At 43.2% G+C, this 18,890-nt stretch carries 21 protein-coding genes; 6 read left to right on the forward strand and 15 right to left on the reverse strand.

Annotated elements, in window-relative coordinates; translation table 11 throughout:
• Positions 1-12: 12 nt before the first annotated feature.
• The 4 genes from AB4513_RS14055 to AB4513_RS14070 all read left to right on the forward strand — a co-directional run bounded on the left by AB4513_RS14055 (position 13) and on the right by AB4513_RS14070 (position 4,026).
• Positions 13-1,050, forward strand: a complete 1,038-nt coding sequence (locus tag AB4513_RS14055) for a serine/threonine-protein kinase (RefSeq protein WP_102257943.1) — start codon at positions 13-15, stop codon at positions 1,048-1,050.
• The gene (locus AB4513_RS14060) at positions 1,047-2,132 is read left to right on the forward strand and encodes a serine/threonine-protein kinase (protein ID WP_102257944.1); all 1,086 of its coding nucleotides are present in this window, start codon (positions 1,047-1,049) and stop codon (positions 2,130-2,132) included. The genes AB4513_RS14055 and AB4513_RS14060 overlap by 4 nt, the downstream gene beginning before the upstream one ends.
• 17 nt (positions 2,133-2,149) lie before the next feature.
• Complete coding sequence (locus tag AB4513_RS14065) at positions 2,150-3,184, forward strand: tyrosine-type recombinase/integrase (RefSeq protein ID WP_102257945.1); 1,035 nt, start codon at positions 2,150-2,152, stop codon at positions 3,182-3,184.
• Positions 3,185-3,552: 368 nt separating this feature from the next.
• On the forward strand, positions 3,553-4,026 hold the full coding sequence (locus AB4513_RS14070; protein ID WP_133151969.1) for a hypothetical protein: 474 nt from the start codon (positions 3,553-3,555) through the stop codon (positions 4,024-4,026).
• Positions 4,027-4,137: 111 nt separating this feature from the next.
• Here AB4513_RS14070 and AB4513_RS14075 read toward each other — a convergent pair whose 3' ends face one another.
• The 4 genes from AB4513_RS14075 to AB4513_RS14090 all read right to left on the reverse strand — a co-directional run bounded on the left by AB4513_RS14075 (position 4,138) and on the right by AB4513_RS14090 (position 6,700).
• Positions 4,138-4,578, reverse strand: a complete 441-nt coding sequence (locus AB4513_RS14075) for a YcgN family cysteine cluster protein (protein ID WP_102257947.1) — start codon at positions 4,576-4,578, stop codon at positions 4,138-4,140.
• 88 nt (positions 4,579-4,666) lie between these two features.
• Positions 4,667-4,918, reverse strand: coding sequence for a hypothetical protein (locus AB4513_RS14080; protein ID WP_009848668.1), 252 nt, complete (start codon positions 4,916-4,918; stop codon positions 4,667-4,669).
• Positions 4,919-5,055: 137 nt separating this feature from the next.
• Positions 5,056-6,462 carry a hypothetical protein gene (locus AB4513_RS14085; RefSeq protein ID WP_009848669.1) on the reverse strand — a complete coding sequence of 469 codons (1,407 nt, stop codon included), beginning with the start codon at positions 6,460-6,462 and terminating at the stop codon, positions 5,056-5,058.
• A gap of 13 nt (positions 6,463-6,475) precedes the next feature.
• Positions 6,476-6,700 carry a hypothetical protein gene (locus AB4513_RS14090; protein WP_009848670.1) on the reverse strand — a complete coding sequence of 75 codons (225 nt, stop codon included), beginning with the start codon at positions 6,698-6,700 and terminating at the stop codon, positions 6,476-6,478.
• Between the two features lie 258 nt (positions 6,701-6,958).
• On the opposite strand from AB4513_RS14090, the gene aqpZ reads away from it, so the two are divergent.
• Positions 6,959-7,648 carry an aquaporin Z gene (aqpZ, locus tag AB4513_RS14095; protein WP_017099207.1) on the forward strand — a complete coding sequence of 230 codons (690 nt, stop codon included), beginning with the start codon at positions 6,959-6,961 and terminating at the stop codon, positions 7,646-7,648.
• 82 nt (positions 7,649-7,730) lie between these two features.
• Here aqpZ and recR read toward each other — a convergent pair whose 3' ends face one another.
• The 7 genes from recR to AB4513_RS14130 form a co-directional block, all read right to left on the reverse strand.
• Positions 7,731-8,330: a recombination mediator RecR gene (recR, locus tag AB4513_RS14100; RefSeq protein WP_004734155.1), complete on the reverse strand. Its 600-nt coding sequence runs from the start codon at positions 8,328-8,330 to the stop codon at positions 7,731-7,733.
• Positions 8,331-8,408: 78 nt separating this feature from the next.
• On the reverse strand, positions 8,409-8,738 hold the full coding sequence (locus tag AB4513_RS14105) for a YbaB/EbfC family nucleoid-associated protein (protein WP_009848672.1): 330 nt from the start codon (positions 8,736-8,738) through the stop codon (positions 8,409-8,411).
• Between the two features lie 152 nt (positions 8,739-8,890).
• A complete protein-coding gene (gene dnaX / locus AB4513_RS14110; RefSeq protein WP_009848673.1) occupies positions 8,891-11,167 on the reverse strand; it encodes a DNA polymerase III subunit gamma/tau in 2,277 nt (758 codons plus the stop codon).
• Positions 11,168-11,185: 18 nt separating this feature from the next.
• The gene (gene apt, locus AB4513_RS14115; RefSeq protein ID WP_004734171.1) at positions 11,186-11,731 is read right to left on the reverse strand and encodes an adenine phosphoribosyltransferase; all 546 of its coding nucleotides are present in this window, start codon (positions 11,729-11,731) and stop codon (positions 11,186-11,188) included.
• 161 nt (positions 11,732-11,892) lie between these two features.
• Positions 11,893-12,264: a YbaN family protein gene (locus tag AB4513_RS14120; protein WP_029223120.1), complete on the reverse strand. Its 372-nt coding sequence runs from the start codon at positions 12,262-12,264 to the stop codon at positions 11,893-11,895.
• 74 nt (positions 12,265-12,338) lie between these two features.
• Positions 12,339-12,476 carry a hypothetical protein gene (locus AB4513_RS14125; RefSeq protein ID WP_004734169.1) on the reverse strand — a complete coding sequence of 46 codons (138 nt, stop codon included), beginning with the start codon at positions 12,474-12,476 and terminating at the stop codon, positions 12,339-12,341.
• A gap of 148 nt (positions 12,477-12,624) precedes the next feature.
• A complete protein-coding gene (locus AB4513_RS14130) occupies positions 12,625-13,728 on the reverse strand; it encodes a response regulator (protein ID WP_009848676.1) in 1,104 nt (367 codons plus the stop codon).
• A 228-nt stretch (positions 13,729-13,956) separates the two neighbouring features.
• On the opposite strand from AB4513_RS14130, the gene AB4513_RS14135 reads away from it, so the two are divergent.
• The gene (locus AB4513_RS14135) at positions 13,957-14,832 is read left to right on the forward strand and encodes a LysR family transcriptional regulator (protein WP_004734167.1); all 876 of its coding nucleotides are present in this window, start codon (positions 13,957-13,959) and stop codon (positions 14,830-14,832) included.
• A 77-nt stretch (positions 14,833-14,909) separates the two neighbouring features.
• Here AB4513_RS14135 and purF read toward each other — a convergent pair whose 3' ends face one another.
• The 4 genes from purF to folC all read right to left on the reverse strand — a co-directional run bounded on the left by purF (position 14,910) and on the right by folC (position 18,849).
• A complete protein-coding gene (gene purF / locus AB4513_RS14140) occupies positions 14,910-16,424 on the reverse strand; it encodes an amidophosphoribosyltransferase (protein WP_009848677.1) in 1,515 nt (504 codons plus the stop codon).
• Between the two features lie 33 nt (positions 16,425-16,457).
• The gene (locus AB4513_RS14145; RefSeq protein WP_009848678.1) at positions 16,458-16,949 is read right to left on the reverse strand and encodes a CvpA family protein; all 492 of its coding nucleotides are present in this window, start codon (positions 16,947-16,949) and stop codon (positions 16,458-16,460) included.
• Between the two features lie 61 nt (positions 16,950-17,010).
• Entirely contained in the window at positions 17,011-17,586 is a 576-nt protein-coding gene (locus AB4513_RS14150) for an SPOR domain-containing protein (protein ID WP_009848679.1), read from the reverse strand.
• On the reverse strand, positions 17,587-18,849 hold the full coding sequence (gene folC, locus AB4513_RS14155; RefSeq protein WP_009848680.1) for a bifunctional tetrahydrofolate synthase/dihydrofolate synthase: 1,263 nt from the start codon (positions 18,847-18,849) through the stop codon (positions 17,587-17,589).
• Positions 18,850-18,890: the final 41 nt, after the last annotated feature.

Genomic DNA, 18,890 nt, shown 5'->3' on the forward strand with positions numbered 1-18,890 from the left:
TTGGTGACAATTATGGCTAGTACAAGATATGAATACCTAAAACACATAGACGATGGCGGTTATGGTAGTGTCTCTCTTTATAGAGATATATTCCTTGATCGTGAAGTCGCAATAAAAACAATCCCCATTAGTAAGAAGAACAATACGATTGAGGAAGTAAACCTACTCAAATCAATTGCGTCTAAGCATGTTGTTGGATTGTATGACGTTATTCAAACCCAAACTAACATTGAAATATATCAAGAATACTTAGATGGGGAAGATCTAGCTAGCAAAGTAGGTCAGTGTCATGGCCCAGAATTTTTGAGCCTTGCCTATCAGCTAGCATCTGGACTACGTGATATACATTCATCAGGAATATGTCACCGAGATATAAAGTTGGATAATGCGAAATTTGACAAACAAGGTGTACTTAAAATTTTTGATTTTGGTGTATCTCGTATCGGTGATCCGCACCAAACCGTAAATGGTCATGGTACATTAGAATACCTAGCTCCTGAAGCCTTTGGATTATACACGCAAGACTCCGTTGTACTTTCATTTGCGGTCGATATCTATGCACTTGGAGTGACCTTACACAAACTTGCATTTTCGGGTATATGTAAATTCAATAAAACGCTTAATCCGCAACCAGAAAGCCCTCGATTTGCTGAGCTTGGCTTTTGTTCAAAGCTAACATCACTCTTAAATAAATGTGTTTCAGAAAATAAAACGGAGAGACCCTCAGCAAACAGTTTAGTTGCTGAATTACAAAGAGAGCTCCTACGAAATAAACATACTGGTTTGTTTGTTGCACCGAAAGGCTCCCATAATATTGACCAAGCTCATCCAAAAACAAGAATTAAAATTTCTGATGACTTGTCAATTATTATCAATTACAACGGATACGACTTTTATGTTACTAAAGTTGAAGGACATGTTTATATAAATAATGAAATTGTAGATGTGGGTAAGGTGCTTTATGGAGCATGCGTCCTGACATTTGTTCGAGATGCCAATAACCGTTTCTTTGTTTCGTTTTCTTCATCTCATCCGGAGATAGTATTATGAGTCATATTCACAAACCTAACGACATCATTGCAGATCGATACGTGATCGAAAATTATATCGACGAAGGTGGTATGCAACAAGTCTACTCAGCGATAGACAAAAACATTGGACGAAAAGTCGCTTTAAAGACACCAAAAAATGATTCGGCTAGCCTGAGATTTAAAAGTACCGCAATTTGTAGTGCTCGTGTTATTCACCCTAACGTGGCGAAAACTCTAGATTACTTTGGCTTTGATAAACGCGAATACTTAATTGAAGAACTTATTGACGGAAAAGATTTAAACACTGTATTCAGAAATAATTTCTCATATTTAGATCCATGTCTCGTTGCCTTCATAGGACATCATCTATCAAAAGCAGTAGCTGCATCTCATAGCGCAGACGTCGTCCATAGGGATCTCAAACCAAGTAACATTATGATTGTAGGGGGCGAGAAGTTTAGAGATATTAAAGTCACTGACTTTGGTATTGCAAAACTTGTTGATGATGAAATCAACGAGGTTTTTTCTGATACCGAAAATGTTGAAAGCTCCATTGCTGGCTCAAAAACACTCGTTGGTGCTCTACCTTATATGGCCCCAGAAATTGTTTTAAACAAAACAAAAGCTGGAAAACATATTGATATTTGGTCAATAGGTGCAATTATGTATTTCCTACTAACAGGAAAAACACCTTTCACATCGCAATTTGCCCAAATCGTCATTAACTATCATACTCAGAAATCTATCGATCCAATCCTTCATATGGATACATCTCGCCATTTAAACCCGTTAGGCAATCAATTACTAGGCATTATCAAAAGTTGCTTGGATTACGACTATTCAAATCGTCCAAATTCTGAGCAATTAGTTCAAATGTTTTCTTCCCTTTGTTACCCTATTCAAGAAAGAAAATATGGACATATCAAGTATCGACGAGGCACACATGGTTGGGGCTTCATTAAAAACATAGGCCCTAACGATACATTTTATCATACTGAAGAAGTTTTTGGACTTCAGGCTTCCCATAGTGAGCGAGTGTGCTTCTCTGAGTACCCTGGATTACCTCAAGCAAGGGCATTTCCAATTATTCGCTGTAAATAAGTTGCCATACAAATATAATGACGGTCCGTAATTTAAAAGACGGCAACAAAAAACCATGGCTTTGCGACCTCTACCCGCAAGGCCGTAATGGCAAACGTGTTCGTAAGCGCTTCGCCACCAAGGGTGAAGCGCTTGCATTTGAAAAGTACACGCTACAGGAAGTAGACAATAAGCCTTGGCTTGGTGAAAAACCTCAACGTCGCAGTCTTATTGATATGCTTGAACTATGGCAAGCACGCCACGGCCAGTCACTCACTCACTCTAAATACACCTACAATAAACTCAAAGTGATGGCGCTTGGTATGGGCGACCCGCTTTACCATAATTTCACGGCCAAGATGTTCGCTGAATACCGCACTGCGAGATTAGCTGGCGAAATCGCCGACCTAAACGGCAAGAAACTCAAAGTGACGTTTCGCACTTGCAACAATGAACAAGATCTCTTGAATGCGATGATTGTAGAACTTCAAAGAATGGACGAATGGAAAGGCGACAATCCGCTTAATGCCGTTCGTCAATTCAAGCTGCATGAAGCTGAAATGGAGTTTCTTACTGTTGAAGAGATGCAGTATCTAATCGAAGCAGCAGAAGCTCATCCGCACCATGACGATTTACACAAAGTAATTAAGCTATGTTTGGCTACTGGTGGGCGATTTAGAGAATCAGCAACTTTAACTGGGGCACAGCTGACTAAATACAAAGTTACATTCACACAGACCAAAGGTAAAAAGAACCGTTCAGTTCCCATTAGCCCAGAACTCTATGATGTGATTTATAAGGAAGGTTCGGGCCCACTATTCAGCATTAGTTACTCAACGGTTTACCGCTTCATCGTGAAGCATGTACCAAGACTTACCCAACAAGCGGCTCATGTACTTCGTCACACTTTTGCGTCTTATTACATGATGAACGGCGGTAACATTATTGTGCTGCAAAGAATCTTAGGCCACAGTGATATAAAACAGACTATGCGCTACGCGCATTTAGCGCCCGATCATCTAGAAGATGTGCTAATGAAAAACCCTTTGGCTAATCTAGGTACAAAAAACTAATACTAGAAACAAAAAAAGCTACCCGAAGGTAGCCTTTTCAAAATGCATTGTCTAGTGTGAACCCCGTATGACTTATTAAATGTCTATGACACCTAATCAAGTAGAACAAAAGAATTACCTTTTATTCACCCGGTTCTCGTTGTGAATCTTTTCAGATGTTGGTAACACAACCGCACACGTGGGGAGCCTTGACTCAACGTGCTCAAATCCCACCTCATCTTCTTCACCAGACAATGTAAATATTACCGATTCTGGACATTATGTCAAGTCAATGTACTTCAATAACGACCACAAAGCGTTGTTTACTTAGACATGTAACCTGTTTGAGGTTAATATTCTACCTTCAAATTCAACACTATAACTATAACATGCCAGCTCCCATTTTCACCCCTCAAGGTACACATAAAAATGATTACATCGAAGTAGATGGTGAAATCGATTGGGCTATAATTCCAGCACATACACTGCCGGGGCAAAAAGTAGATATGCCTATTCGCTTACGTGTAGGCGATCAAGATTTTGGCGAAAAACACATTTATCATGGTCACGCGGATTGGTTAACTAAAATCAAGCGTTCGGCAAGCGAGTTGGTTTGGGAAAAACTTAGTCTACAGGGCGGTAAATTTTTCAAAGGCAAAAAAAAACGGCACAACCTTTATGTCAATCTAACGCCTCACTGCCTCATCGTTTTAGAGCGCCAGCAAGATCGCGCAACCAACACCCATTTCTATAGCATAGTGACGATGTATCAACACCGCCCTCAACGCCATGACAAAGCACTTGCTGACTACAGCTCAACGTTTAAAAACCCAAATGCAAATACAGCTTTGAGAAAGGGTTAGGCCTTGTAAATAAATGTCCACATAGTGACTACAGAGATTCATGGTATAGAGGTTTTTAGAGGTATATAGGTTAAGCGTAGACACTTAACCTATTGAAAAGCCTTATAGAGCCTAGCCCCTATTGGGGTGATTCAGAATGTGGTCTTCCCAATCGACAACATCGATTTCGTATACCACTTTGTTACGAACACTTTCACCTGCAGCATGCATCTCTGATTTAGAACCTGTAATCAATGGGTGCCACTCAGGAATCGGCTTAGATTCAGATAGAAGACGGTAAGCACAAGTATCTGGTAGCCAGTGAAACTCATCGATTTTGTCACGAGTCAACTTCAAACACTCTTCACCTGAAGTGAATCGGTTCGGGTAATCTTTACACGAACATGTTTTGTCGTTTAACCAGCTACACGCCACATTAGTGTAGTAAACTTCATCGCTATCTTCATCCATTAGTTTATGTAGGCAACACTTACCACAACCGTCACACAGTGATTCCCACTCGTTCTCGGTCATTTGCTCTAGTGTCTTTTCTTGCCAAAATGGAATCGTCATAGGATTACTTCTTACTCTTTTACTGGGGTGCGTGTTATACCGCTAGCCGAATATAAGTTCAAGAATAAAATCAGCTAACGCTCTTTCGCTATGCGGTAGAACTTTCTAAATCCGTGAGTATTTGAATAGCTTCGCTTGTCGTAGCCCCACATACCCAGCTTTCAGCTTTAAAGTCAAAACAGACCTGAGGCCTCTCTTTTTTACCAAATAGTTTACATAGGTTATCAACAGTAAGCTGCTTACAACGCTCACCAGACTTCTTTCCATGAGGATGAAGGGGGAATGAAGATGTAATACTAGGCGCTGTACAGCAAGCACCACAATGAAGACGGCATTCCATAATTGGACCTTAAATAGAATCAAAGGAAAGAAGGTGGGCGATTCTATCCTAAAAATGAAATTAGCCAAGTGAAGTTATTTAATATGTACAAAAAAAGCACCTTATAAAAGGTGCTTCCAATTCATCAAAGACAGAATCTACTTTAAAATATCATGTGGCTTTGAAGACAAAAATTGCGGTGTCATTTCTGCTAAAGCCGCTTTATAGCGAGTCGATGACAATAAATCTCTAGCATCTTGCACTGTGAATTTAGCCTTCTGTCCTTGATCAACAATAGGCCCAAGCGCCATAATATGTTGAGCGCTTGCTTTTAGCTTAGGAGAAGTAACAGAAACTGTTTTGTTATTCCCGTCTTTAAATGATGCAATCACTTTCTTTGTATGGCCAGGATCAACTTGGTCACAGTTTGTAATTGGTGGGTGCGTCATAACGCCTGTTGATGATAAAAGTTGAACTACAGGCTTACCTTCTGCTATCGCTTTGATTTGACAATAAGTTGGGCTTTCACCTATCAAATTGTTTGTATTGTTAAACATGTACATAGTCCAGTCACCTGCACCACTACCTTGATCAGCTTTGTCGACATCAATGCGAGTCCAGCTATCTACCGCACCACTAAAGTCTTTTTTGACGACTAAATTTTGTGTGTCCGAAACGGCGTAAACTTTTTTACCTCCAATTTCGTATTGACCCACGTAATCTTGGTTAAACCAATTAAACCAACCTTTCGAATCAATATGCCTTCCACGGTAAGGGCCATCAAACTGGTGAAGACTTGAAAATTTAGTCTTCGTTATATGGACAGATTTACCGGTAGAGTCGAGATCTGTGACTTCATCTGTGATAAAAAACGGTTGTTCAGTAAAGCTAATTGATGTGTTCGGAGAAACACCTTTCGATGATGAGATATTGTAATCTCGGTAAGCGATGACATCGTAAGTATCAACATCCGTACTATTGATTTGCGCCTTACCTTTTACTACCTTAACCGCTTCACCAATCCATTTTCCACCATGTTTATTAAAGTAGCCTAAACGAACTGTTTCATCACTAGAGCTTGCATCAACCTTATAAGTTAAGGTTTGAAAATAACCTTGACTGTATGAACGGAAGAATCGCAGTTCATCGCCTTTCTTCGCTAGTGCTAATGCAGCCTTTTCATACTTGTCCGCTGCACACTGTTCTCCGTTTTCCGCACTATATGCCAGAACAGTACCATTGCTATTGATGCGGCAAACATATTGACCAGATAAGGCTTTAGAGTTAACTCGGCTGAGCAAAGCAGTCGCGTCACTACTGCTTACGGAACTGTTTGTCGAGAATTCCCCCAATACAGTATTAAAAGGAACCAGTTGAGCTTGTGAAGCTGCAGGTAATTTAGCTACAGCATAATCTAGAGCTATAAAGTCTACTTTTGCTTTTTGTAAACTTCCTGCCGCATAATTTACCAATTCACGAGCTTGAAAATAACCTTCTAGATTTGGCGACGCATAAACAGAAGTACCAAGAGTGGCAAGGATAATACCTATAGATAATTTCTTCAAAACTTGACTCCTACTACTTCGCTTTAAAATTGCTTGGAGACTCAAATCCTTTACCATCAACGGATAGGAATTTGTAGCCTTTCAATGTTTGAATATCGGCATCACTTACGCCTATGTCCGTATTCAGTTTCTGAGCGCTAGAACCACCACTAGTGGCAGCGCTACCGCCACCGCTGTCACCACCTCCGCATGCAGTGAGTAATAATGTCGTTACTACTAAAATCGCTAACTTTTTCATGAATCGCAGGCTCCAATAAGAATTAATAATATCTTCAACCAGTTTTATTTATTGAACAACACAATAGATCGCACTTTAGTCAGTTTCTGGAGCTTGTCGTTAAACAGTTATGGCATTTCGTTTAAAAATCACTGCAATCTCTGTCGGCTATTTGCTACCCAAAACACTCCCTTTCTGTCGCTTATATGCCCAAGATTTCACAAACTTGCTAAATCTAAACTATCTTGTTGATACTGGTACAGATTAATAAGGATCGTTATGAATAGGTATATTGCAGAAATGTTTGGTACGTTTTGGTTGGTGTTAGGCGGTTGTGGTAGTGCCGTCTTAGCCGCGGCTTTCCCTGATGTGGGAATTGGTCTACTCGGAGTTTCCCTCGCTTTTGGTTTAACCGTTCTCACCATGGCTTTTGCTATTGGCCATATATCCGGCTGTCATCTCAACCCTGCTGTTACTATTGGACTGTGGAGCGGTGGTCGCTTTGATGCCAAAGATGTCGCACCTTATATTATTGCCCAAGTGATTGGCGGTATTATCGCAGGTGGCGTGTTATTTGTGATTGCTTCAGGCCAAGCTGGCTTTGATGCAGCTGCCTCTGGCTTTGCTTCCAATGGTTATGGTGAACACTCACCGGGCGGTTACTCACTTACCGCTGCACTCGTTTGTGAAGTGGTCATGACCATGGTGTTCCTATTCGTGATCATGGGCGCGACAGATTCGAAAGCACCTGCTGGATTTGCTCCTATCGCAATTGGTCTCTGTTTAACCTTAATCCACCTTATCAGTATCCCTGTAACGAACACCTCTGTTAACCCCGCTCGAAGTACCGGCGTGGCTGTATTTGTTGGTGATTGGGCTGTTTCTCAGTTATGGCTATTCTGGATTGCACCGATTATTGGTGCCGTGATTGGCGCAATGATATACAAAGCGGTGAGAGGTTCAGATTAAGCTCAGAGAAGTGTTTTGGAATAGAAACCTTTGAGAACCATAAAAGAAAAAGCCGCTTGGTGATGGTTCACCAAGCGGCTTTTTAGATTTTATGACGACCGAGTAACGAGTGTGAAAGCGTGGTGCCATCCACTAGCTCGAGCTCACCACCAACAGGAACACCATGGGCGATACGGCTAGCGTTCACTTCATGGGCATTACATAGCTCAGCAATGTAATGTGCTGTCGCCTCCCCTTCTACTGTCGGGTTAGTCGCTAAAATAACTTCAGTGATATCACCACGACGTAAGCGGTAATCCAAGACATCGAGACCGATGTCACTTGGACCAATACCATCAAGTGGTGAAAGATGCCCCATAAGCACAAAGTAACGACCGGAATATTGACCCGTTGCTTCAATGGCTGCGATGTCTGCAGGGCTCTCTACTACACAAATTTGACCGTTATCCTGACGTTTAGGATTGGTACAAATGTGGCAGGTCTCTTCTTCGGTAAAAGTACGGCACTCATTACAATGACCAATTTCTGTCATTGCTTGGCTAAGAGCTTCAGCCAACTGCAGGCCGCCTTTTCTATCGCGCTGTAACAAATGAAAGGCCATACGCTGCGCCGACTTGGGGCCAACCCCAGGTAGACAACGTAAGGCCTCCATCAAATGCTCCAGCATATGACTGGTACGCATATATAACCGTTCTGATTTTCAAGTAATGGCCAGTTCAACACAAACCACTACGAGAATTAACCTTTAAGAATGAGTTACTTAGAAAGGCATCTTCATACCTGGTGGAAGTTGCATTCCGCCAGTTACGCCAGCCATTTTCTCTTTTTGAGTTTCTTCAACGCGACGAGCGGCATCGTTGAAAGCAGCAGCGATAAGATCTTCAAGCATCTCTTTATCGTCTTCCATTAGGCTTTCATCGATATCAACACGGCGAACGCTGTGGCTACCAGTGATCGTTACTTTTACAAGGCCAGCACCTGACTCACCTGTAACTTCCATATTTGCGATTTCTTCTTGAAGCTTTTGCATGCGCTCTTGCATTTGCTGGGCTTGCTTCATCATGTTGCCCATACCGCCTTTACCAAACATGTTAATACTCTCTGGTCTAATTGGTTTATTAAAATTAATTAAGCTATACGTGCCTAAATGGGGGTTAAAACAGTGTGATTCAACCCCTCGGTGTTCAGTTCTCAGATTTGCTTATCTGGGATGATACGCCGGTCACTAAACGTGAAAAAGTTCTAAATAGGACGAACGCTGTCTCTGTCGAGTTCTGCAGCAAAACGTCTTTCAATAAACTGTACGTTGGCATCGTTTTCCAAAGCGGTAAACGCGTCTTTCAACTTACCTTGATACAATCTTTCTCGTAGTTCTAGTGGCGTTTCTCCACCTTCGCCGATTTCAACACTCAAATGACACTCTTCTCCTAACACGGTATTGAGCGACTGTAATAGTTCGCTCTGTGCGCGATCCGTATTCAAGTGAGCTTGGCTCGCTCTTAACGTTAAAGTGATTGATGTGTCGTTTTTAGCAAACACTGAGTTCAATGCTAACTGTTCAACAAGCTTGGCTGTCTCTAGCTTTTGAATCGTGGCGGACCATTCATCTTGAGCAATCGACTCTTGAAGCAATTTATCGACCATTTCTGGTGTCTTAATATGCTCTAACGCACGCTTGATCTGAGTAGGTGTAAGCTCTTTGCTCACCTCTTTCACTACAGGTTTAGACGGTTTCCAGCGATAAGGTTCATTATCGTTGGTCACATTTTCTGTCGAAGAGGCGGTTAAAGAAGCTGGCGACACCCGCTCAGAACCACCGTGTTGCTGAGCAACTCGGTCAAGAACTGAAGTTTTAGCTGGTGTCGCTTTAGCCTTTTTTGGCGCCGAACCTTTGTTTTCTGTTGCTGCACCACCTCTACGTTGAGAACGCAATTGGTGGCGTAAACCACTCACCGGTGAAGTTGCACGCGCGGGTTGCTCTTGCGAAACAGGAGGAGAAGAAGGCGCAGCGCTTGGCTGTTGAACCGGACTTTGGCCCTGATAATTCGTTTGTTGCAGCTGAGGCTGATCTGCACCGTAACTTGGACGCTCATCATAAGCAGGTGGTACATCATACTGGCTGTGTGGATAATCCTGTTCTGGATAACCTTGGTTGCCTGAGTGATCAACGTAACCTTGCGAATCTGAATATTGGCTCTGATTCTGCTGCGGTTGCTGTTGTGCCGACTGTTGCGGTATAGCTTGCTGCTGAAGCGCCTGTTGTTGCACTTGAGGCTGTGAAACCGCTGGAGACTGAACTGGCTGTCTCGGCTCTGGCACCGGCTGACTCATTGGCTGAGCAACACTCTGAACCTGGTTCTGAACCGGATTCTGAGCTGCAGGAGCTGGCGCTGGGCTTGTCGACTGAGTCGAGATTGCCGTAGCAACAGTTTGCTCAGCAGGCCTAAATGCCAACATACGCAGAACCACCATCTCAATACCAACACGAGCGGTTGGCGATAATGGCAAGTCTTGACGACCTTTTAACACTATCTGGTAGTAGAGTTGGATGTCTTGAGGGCTTAACGTTTTGCTCAGCAGTTCCAGCCTTTCAGCATCAGGCTGGGCCTTGTCTAAAGTAGACGGCAGAGCTTGATACATCGCCAAACGGTGTAATTGAGTCGCAAGTTGACTCAGCAATCCATCCCACTCAACACCATTTTCAGCAAGAGCTTGAATACAAGCCATCGCCTGCTGAGGCTGTTTACTGCTAATCGCTTCAAGTAGGTGAATCGCTTGGTCTGTATCCAGCGTTCCAAGCATATGAGCAACAGTGTCTGTTACGACATTACCGTTACCCAATGCGATAGCTTGGTCACTCAGGCTTAGCGCATCACGCATACTGCCATCAGCAGCATGAGCAATCATCCCAAGCGCACGAGGTTCAGATGTCACATTTTCTTGTTCAAGAATATGATCGAGCTGCTCGTGGATATTATCGACACTGATCGGCTTAAGATGGAACTGCAAACAACGTGAAAGAATCGTAACCGGAAGCTTTTGTGGATCGGTCGTTGCGAGCAAGAACTTCACATACTCAGGCGGCTCTTCTAAGGTCTTTAGAAGCGCGTTAAAACTGTGCCTAGACAGCATGTGTACTTCATCGATTAGGTAAACCTTGAAGCGACCACGTGCAGGCTTGTACTGAACATTGTCCAGAAGCTCGCGGGTATCTTCTACCTTAGTACGTGAGGCAGCATCGATCTCGAGCAGGTCAACAAAACGACCTTCATCGATCTCTTTACAGGTTGCACACTCACCACAAGGGGTTGAAGTAATGCCTGTTTCACAGTTGAGTCCCTTCGCAAACAAACGGCCGATGGTCGTTTTACCGACACCTCGTGTACCGCTGAATAGGTAAGCGTGATGCAACCTATTTTGGCTAAGGGCATTCTCTAATGCTGTTAAAACATGGGCTTGACCAACCACTTCTTTGAATTTGGTTGGTCGCCATTTTCGCGCTAACGCAAGATAGCTCATGAATAATTCCGAAAAGGATTAGTGACCGTCGAATTCGCAGATGCTAAACACTTCTAGACCTAAGCCTTGTAAGCGCTTATCACCACCGATTTCTGGAAGGTTAATAACAAATGCAGCGTGTTCTACCACACCACCAAGCTGACGAATAAGCTTCGTTGTCGCTTCAATCGTACCGCCTGTTGCTAACAAGTCATCAACCATCAGCACTTTATCGCCTTCAACGATAGCATCGGTATGAATTTCTAGCGTATCAGTGCCGTACTCAAGCTCATAAGATTGTGCCACAGTTTGACGAGGCAACTTGCCCGGCTTACGAACAGGGATAAAGCCGACACCTAACTCAAGAGCAAGAGGCGCACCAAATAGGAAACCACGAGCTTCAGTACCAACGATCTTAGTAAAGCCCATGCCCTTGTATGTGTCCACTAACAGGTCTATTGTCGCTTTGTACGCGGCAGGATCTTCCATCAAGCTTGTTACGTCACGGAACAAAATACCCGCTTTAGGGTAATCAGGAATGCTTTTGATGCTTGCTTTGATCAGAGAGATTTTTTCTGTGTTCATAATCTTATGCACTTCATTAGGCCGCTTTCCAAACTCTCGTTAACGAATCAAACATCAACGCTCGGAATTAAGGAAAGGTACGATTGGACTTCATTGCAACGAGAGTCATAACTCAAATTGCTGAAATAATAAACGCCCGCTATACAAGCAGGCACACTGGCTTAATGGTAGTGATTTTCTTTGCTGTCAGCAACCAACTCATGGGTTGGAAGTCGCATAAACCATGTGAGAAGAATAACAAGTACACAAATTAGGAAAGCCTTGACCCAAATGATCGGGGCAAAGTAGATCGATAACGCAAAACTTAACAAGATAAAGAACACGCCACGCGTTTTTACTTGCTTGGTAACAGCACCGTGTTGATACCAATTGTTCAACAAGGGACCCAGCGTTTTATGCTCATGCATCCATTTGTGAACTTTGGGGTTGCTTCGCATGAAACATGCACTGGCAAGAAGGAGGAAAGGCGTGGTTGGCAGTACGGGTAAAGCTATCCCTAAAACTGCGAGAAAGATGCAAAGGCCACCAGCAATATTGAGGCTTAAAACTCGAACGCTAATTGTGGCCTCCTTGAGTTAGCTATCACCAATCGGCGACGATAACTTAACTAGAATGTTGCGTAACCATTGAATACACGGATCAACGTAAGTGTTGCTGGTAATAATGGAATCGCTAAAAATGCGGCTAAAAATCCTAAAAAGTAGAATACATTAAACGGGTCTTGAAAGTCTTTGTTATCTGCCATGATTGCTTCTTGTTTTTGTTAGTAAAGGTAAGTATCTGGCGAACCAAACCCGCTTTGCTAAATCGACATTTAACAAAAAAGGCATAGCCACACCATTTGCGCAACTATACCTTAATCAATTATTCACAAAAACCGAGGAAATATAGGGTTAATCGGTAGACCCTTGGTGTATGTCTAAACTAAAACTGGCCGATCCAAGTAGGCTCAATGATAGCTGGCAGCCCTGTTCAATCGGAAGATCCCGTGTAATGAAGTTCTTCTTACAGTTCTCACCCAAGCGCTCGCCCGCCGCAATATGTTGATTCAATTCGCCATTTGACCATTGTCCATCTAAACCCGCAGGTAAAATAGAGATAGTTCCCACAGCAAGGTCAGCAACACCAAACAAAGCATTCACCGGGGTTGAACATTTAGAGCAACGAATCCCCTTCTCCAAAATCTCCGCGATATCTTTGAGATCAACGTTAAAATCTTTTCTATTTCTGATGTAATCGTGGAATAACGCTCTCACCAACAATGTGGCCGCTGAGCCGCCGTTATCAGAAGATGACGAATCGACAAGGTAGAAAGCAAACTGCCCGTTCATCATCCACGCATAGTCGAACACAAGTGGCATCATCTCTGTTGATTGTAGTAGGCGGTAACTGCAACGCCATGAGCCTTGTCGTGTGTCTTTGTCAGGAAGCAGCGCGTGCAATAAGTCTCTTGCCGCACTAGGGTTATCTTGCAAGTGATTTAGGTGCCAATGCAGCTCTTGGTCTTCAGGGATCTCTCCGCCGTCATCAACGCAAAACCATTGGCTTGAAAAATCTCGTTGGTCTGAAATGTTATCGAACGAATCTGTTAATGTATTCGCAATCGCACTGCCTAAATGACCGTGATCCTCCAGAGGTTTGACTAAAAAGTCTTTGATACCAAATCGTAATGCTTTCGCCACATCAGACATATCATCGGTGCCAGACACAACGATCATAGGCAGTGACGGATACTCTAAACTGAGCTCTTCTACAAGCTCAATGCCATCCAGAATTGGCATTGATAAGTCACACACAATTAAATCTGGCGCTGAGTCTCTAAGCTTTTGCAGAGCGTCCAGCCCATTTTCAGCCTCAACCACTTTATAACCAATCTTGTCTAAATACGCGCTGGTTATCCGGCGAAAAATAGGATCATCATCAACCAACATAACGCATTTTTGATTGAGAGCTTCCTGAGCCGAGGTCATAACTGGCTGACTGTGAGTTTTGTACATAATCTCTAACCTCACAAAACTAAGTCGAATTATTATTGTTATCTGTTCCAAGAACTAATATAAAACTTAGTAACAAATTGCTAAATACACAAATACGTACTCTTTACTGGAAATTCGTGACAAGGGTTGGAATACTGGTAAATAGTGCAACGAATTGACGTAACGCAAACATTGATCTCACTATTACGTATAAATTAGATGAGATTGTAAACAAATGTGTCTGGATTTATGAAATTAGATGATTTAAACCTCTTTCGACTTGTCGTTGAAAATGGGAGCTACACCGCAACATCACGCAAGACTATGATTCCGGTTGCGACCATTACACGACGCATCCAAGCCTTAGAAGATTCACTAAACCTAAGACTTCTCAATAGACACGCGCGTAAACTCTCTTTAACAGAGGCAGGCGAACGTTTCTTCAACGAATGCTCTCCGTTACTGCAACGTCTATCTTCTACTGCAGAAGAACTGACTGACGTTTGTAAAGGAGCTTCCGGTAAGATTCGCATTACGGCACCCTCAAACCTGACCAAGCGCATGATGATGCCGATGTTCAGTGAATTCATGACTCAATATCCTGATATTAATATTGAGCTGATGATGAACAACCAAGCCGATCAGCTTGATCCAACCGAGTGGGACGTGATTTTCAGAGTAGGTCCACAACGTGATTCAAGCCTAATCGCTCGAAAAATCAGTGAAGTAAAAGATATTCTTATCGCAAGTCCTGACTACCTAGCGAAGAACCCGGCACCAAGTCATGCAGAAGAGCTCGCGAATCATTCGCTACTTAAAGGCTATCCGCTGATTAAGTGGCAGCTGAGTAATTCAAATGAAGAGACTGTGGTGAATAGCGAGAAAGGCCGTTTCAACGCGAATGCGCTCAATGTCGTGAGACAAGCATGTTCAGAAGGCCTTGGTATCACCCTAATGCCCGACGTTATGATCCGCGAATACATTGAAGATGGCAGCTTAGTGCAAGTCTTAGAGGACTGGAGCGCTAACCCTCGTGATATTTACATGCTTTACAACCACAAAGACCACCTGCCAGAGAAGGTTAGATTGTTTATCGATTTTGTGATCGCATACCACATTCACTAAGATTCAATCCCCTTCCCAGCAAACAAAAAAACCAGAGTCGATGCTCTGGTTTTTTATTACTCATTTTTATGAGTACGCTAAGCGCCTTCGTTATGTAGCTCTAGGTTCGCGAGATCTTGTTGGATTTCACGCTCAACCTTTGAATCGTCATTACGTAAAGAGTCTAGGAAATCTAGGTACGCTTGGTCGATATCGCCCGTTACATACTCACCGTTGAATACGGATGTATCAAAACGAGAGATGTCTTGATTACCCATACCAACTGCAGAGATTAAGTCTGGTAACGTTTGGAAAATCAAAGCATCTGCACCAATCTGCTTACAAATCGTTTCGTTATCACGACCATGAGCAATTAACTCAGTCGCGCTCGGCATATCAATGCCGTAAACGTTCGGGAAGCGAACCTCCGGAGCGGCAGAAACCATGAAGACTTTGTTTGCACCAGAATCACGAGCCATCTCAATGATCTGCTCTGATGTTGTACCACGAACAATCGAGTCATCAACCAGTAGAACGTTCTTACCTTTAAACTCAGAACGAATCGCGTTGAGTTTACGGCGAACCGACTTCTTACGTTGTTGCTGACCAGGCATGATAAACGTGCGGCCAACGTAACGGTTTTTCACGAAACCTTGACGATATGGCTTATCAATCGCTTGAGCAATTCGTAGAGCAATATCATTTGATGTTTCAGGAATTGGAATAACCACGTCAATGTCTAGGTCTGCGTACTCTTCTTTAATACGCTTACCTAACATCTCACCCATCTCAACCCGTGCGCTGTAAACCGAAATTTTATCGATGAATGAATCAGGACGAGCAAAATAAACAAACTCGAAAATACATGGGTTTAGTTGTGGGTTGTCTGCGCATTGTTTAGTGAAAAGCTTACCATCGAATGTTGCATAGATAGCTTCACCAGGAGCAACATCGCGCATAAAATCAAAACCAACAGCGTCTAACGCTACTGACTCAGACGCAACCATGTACTCTGTTTTACCGTTAATTTCACGCTTACCAAGACACAGTGGACGAATACCATGTGGGTCACGGAATGCGATCATGCCGTGTCCGATGATCATCGCTGTCACTGCGTAAGCACCACGAATAGTGCGGTGCACGTTTGCAACTGCGCGGAAAACGTCGTCTGAAGTCACGTTACCTTTTACGGTATCGATCTCATGAGCCAATACGTTTAGTAGAACTTCAGAGTCAGAGGTTGTGTTGACATGACGGCGGTCTTTTTCGAACAACTTCTCACGAACTTCGCTTGCATTCGTTAGGTTACCGTTGTGCGCCAGCGTGATGCCAAATGGAGAGTTTACGTAGAAAGGTTGAGCTTCAGAAGCACTCGAACTTCCCGCTGTAGGATAACGAACATGACCAATACCCACGTTACCTTGGAGGCGCTGCATGTGTTTTGCTTCAAAAACATCTTTAACTAAACCGTTCGCCTTACGCAGACGAAAACGATTGCTTTCTATGGTACAAATACCTGCGGCATCTTGGCCACGATGCTGCAATACCGTTAAAGCGTCATAAATAGACTGGTTTACAGGTGTTGAACCCACGATTCCAACAATACCACACATGTCCTAATCCTCGATTTTCGACATTAACTGGCGCTAGAGCGCGCCAGATAAGAAACTAGATGTTGCTTGTAAATGCTCGAAGAACGGCGCAATGATTCGGCTAAACTCCGGAACCAATTGCGAATTCTTCCACCACTCAGAACTTGGGAATGCAGTAAACGCATCCATGAAAAACAACACTGCAGAAACAATCAAAACACCACGTAAGCCACCAAAGACGACACCGAGGATTCTGTCTGTACCCGACAGGCCTGTTTTCTGAACTAGTTGCCCGATGACATAGTTAACTAAGGCACCAACAACTAACGTTGCAACAAACAATGCTGCTATCGCAGTTCCGTTTCGAAACATCTCATCTTCAATATTGGTGAAGTACATTGCTAATTTAGCGTAGTACTGGCTAGCAATAAAAAATGCTCCAAACCAAATAACAAGTGACAACGCTTCTTTAGCGAAACCGCGAACTAAACTGATCACGGCAGAGAAGCCGATCACGCCTAAAATGACAAAATCTAACCAATTCATGAATTCTTCATCTTAAGTTGGCGCGCATTTTAACAGAAAAAATGCTGACGCAAACGTTTTCTTATGGATTTAACGGTTTAAATTTGAGCAATTGGCCTTTTGAACCCGTAATTTTTTCTAATTCCTTAATTTGTCGCTCAAGTTTGGATTTAGAAACATCCGGGCCAATAATTACTCGCGTAAATGTTTTTTCTTGCTTGGTATGAGCCTGATAACCACGCTTCTGTAAATCCTTAACAACGTTTTTTGCGTTGTCAGCATTCTTCAAAGCCATCAATTGAATAATCCAAGCACTGTCTTGGTATTCATTTTTTTCAGATACCGGCTTAACCACCACCGCCACTTTATCCGCTTCTTTGTTACTGGAAGCCGACGCAGTTTGCGTATTTGACTTATCAGTACGACCACTGTCAACCACTTGCTCAACCGGAGAGTCCGGCAGTGCAATCTGATCTTCAACAGGATCGAGCACTTCAAACACTTCAACATTACTATCAAGCTCAGGCTTAATCGGAATGCTTGCAAACTCTTCTTTATAGTGGAGCTTCTTACCATCCAGCACATCGGGCAATACAATCACGCCAATGGCCACTAAAATGATGGTGCCGACTAATCGGCTTTGGAATTTACTTGCCATTTAGTTTCCTTTTTTCTGCCAATGCTCCAACACTTCACCCACGGTATGGAAAGAACCGACAACCAACACAACATCGTCATCTATAACAGAAGCTAAAGCCGCTTCAAACGCTACAACAGGGTTTGAATACTGCTCTACACCTTCAGGTAAGCTTTGACACAATTCAGCGGCTGTTGCGGCTCGTGGGCCGTTCAGCGAAGCTGGGTACCAATGTGTTGTTATTGGAGCTAATACTTCCAATGTCGCGGGGATATCTTTGTCATGAAGCATGGCGACTACAACGTGTAAATTTTTGCCTGCGTACTTCTTCGCGACTTGCTGCGCAAAGTACTCAGCAGAATGCGGGTTGTGTGCTACATCAAGCACAATCACCGGTTGTTCGCTAATTTGCTGCATACGCCCAGGAAGCTGCGCATTCTTCATACCGTTAACAACGTTCACATCACTAATGCTTAGTTCTGAAGTACCTAATGCCATCAGCGCGGTGGCTGCGTTCGGCAGCGGTAAGCTCGGGATAGGTAGCGATTCTAACTGGAATGCACCACTGCGCCAGTTCCAAGTATCACCATCTACATCATAGGTGTATTGAATCCCTACTTGGTAGAACTCAGCGTTAATATCATCAGCGTGTGCCGCAACCGTAGCTGGTGGTTTGGGTTGACCACAGATAGCTGGTTTACCGCTACGATAAATGCCCGCTTTCTCAAAACCGATCACATTAATGTCATCACCTAGCCAGTCAACATGGTCGACAGCCAAGCTAGTAATCACAGAAACGTCATGCTCAACGATATTGGTCGCGTCTAAACGTCCGCCTAGACCCACTTCTAACAATACAACGTCAACCGCTTCGGTTTGAAAAGCACGTAACGCTGCTAAAGTGCCATATTCAAAAAAGCTAAGGCTGATTTCACCACGTTCTTTCTCAATGAAATCGAAAGACTGAACCATTTTTTGATCAGACAGATCTTTGCCATTGATACGAACACGTTCGTTGTAGCGAATTAAGTGAGGGGAGCTGTAGACACCAACAGAGTAACCAGCATCCAATAGAATAGCTTCCATGAGTGCACATGTTGAGCCCTTGCCGTTGGTTCCAGCAACAGTAATAACATGTTGAGCAGGTTTGGTGAGGTTTGCCTTAGAGGCGACAGCTTGAACTCGGTCTAAACCAAGATCAATAGCGCTTGTGTGGATGTTTGATAAATAATCAAGCCACATCTCCAAAGAGGATGTGGCTTGAGGAATAGGTTGTTGACTCATCTAACTCATAACCATAATTAAGTAGGTTTGTTAGAAGGTAC

This window comes from Vibrio sp. 10N.222.54.E6, assembly GCF_041473955.1.
Taxonomy (GTDB): Bacteria; Pseudomonadota; Gammaproteobacteria; order Enterobacterales; family Vibrionaceae; genus Vibrio; species Vibrio tasmaniensis_A.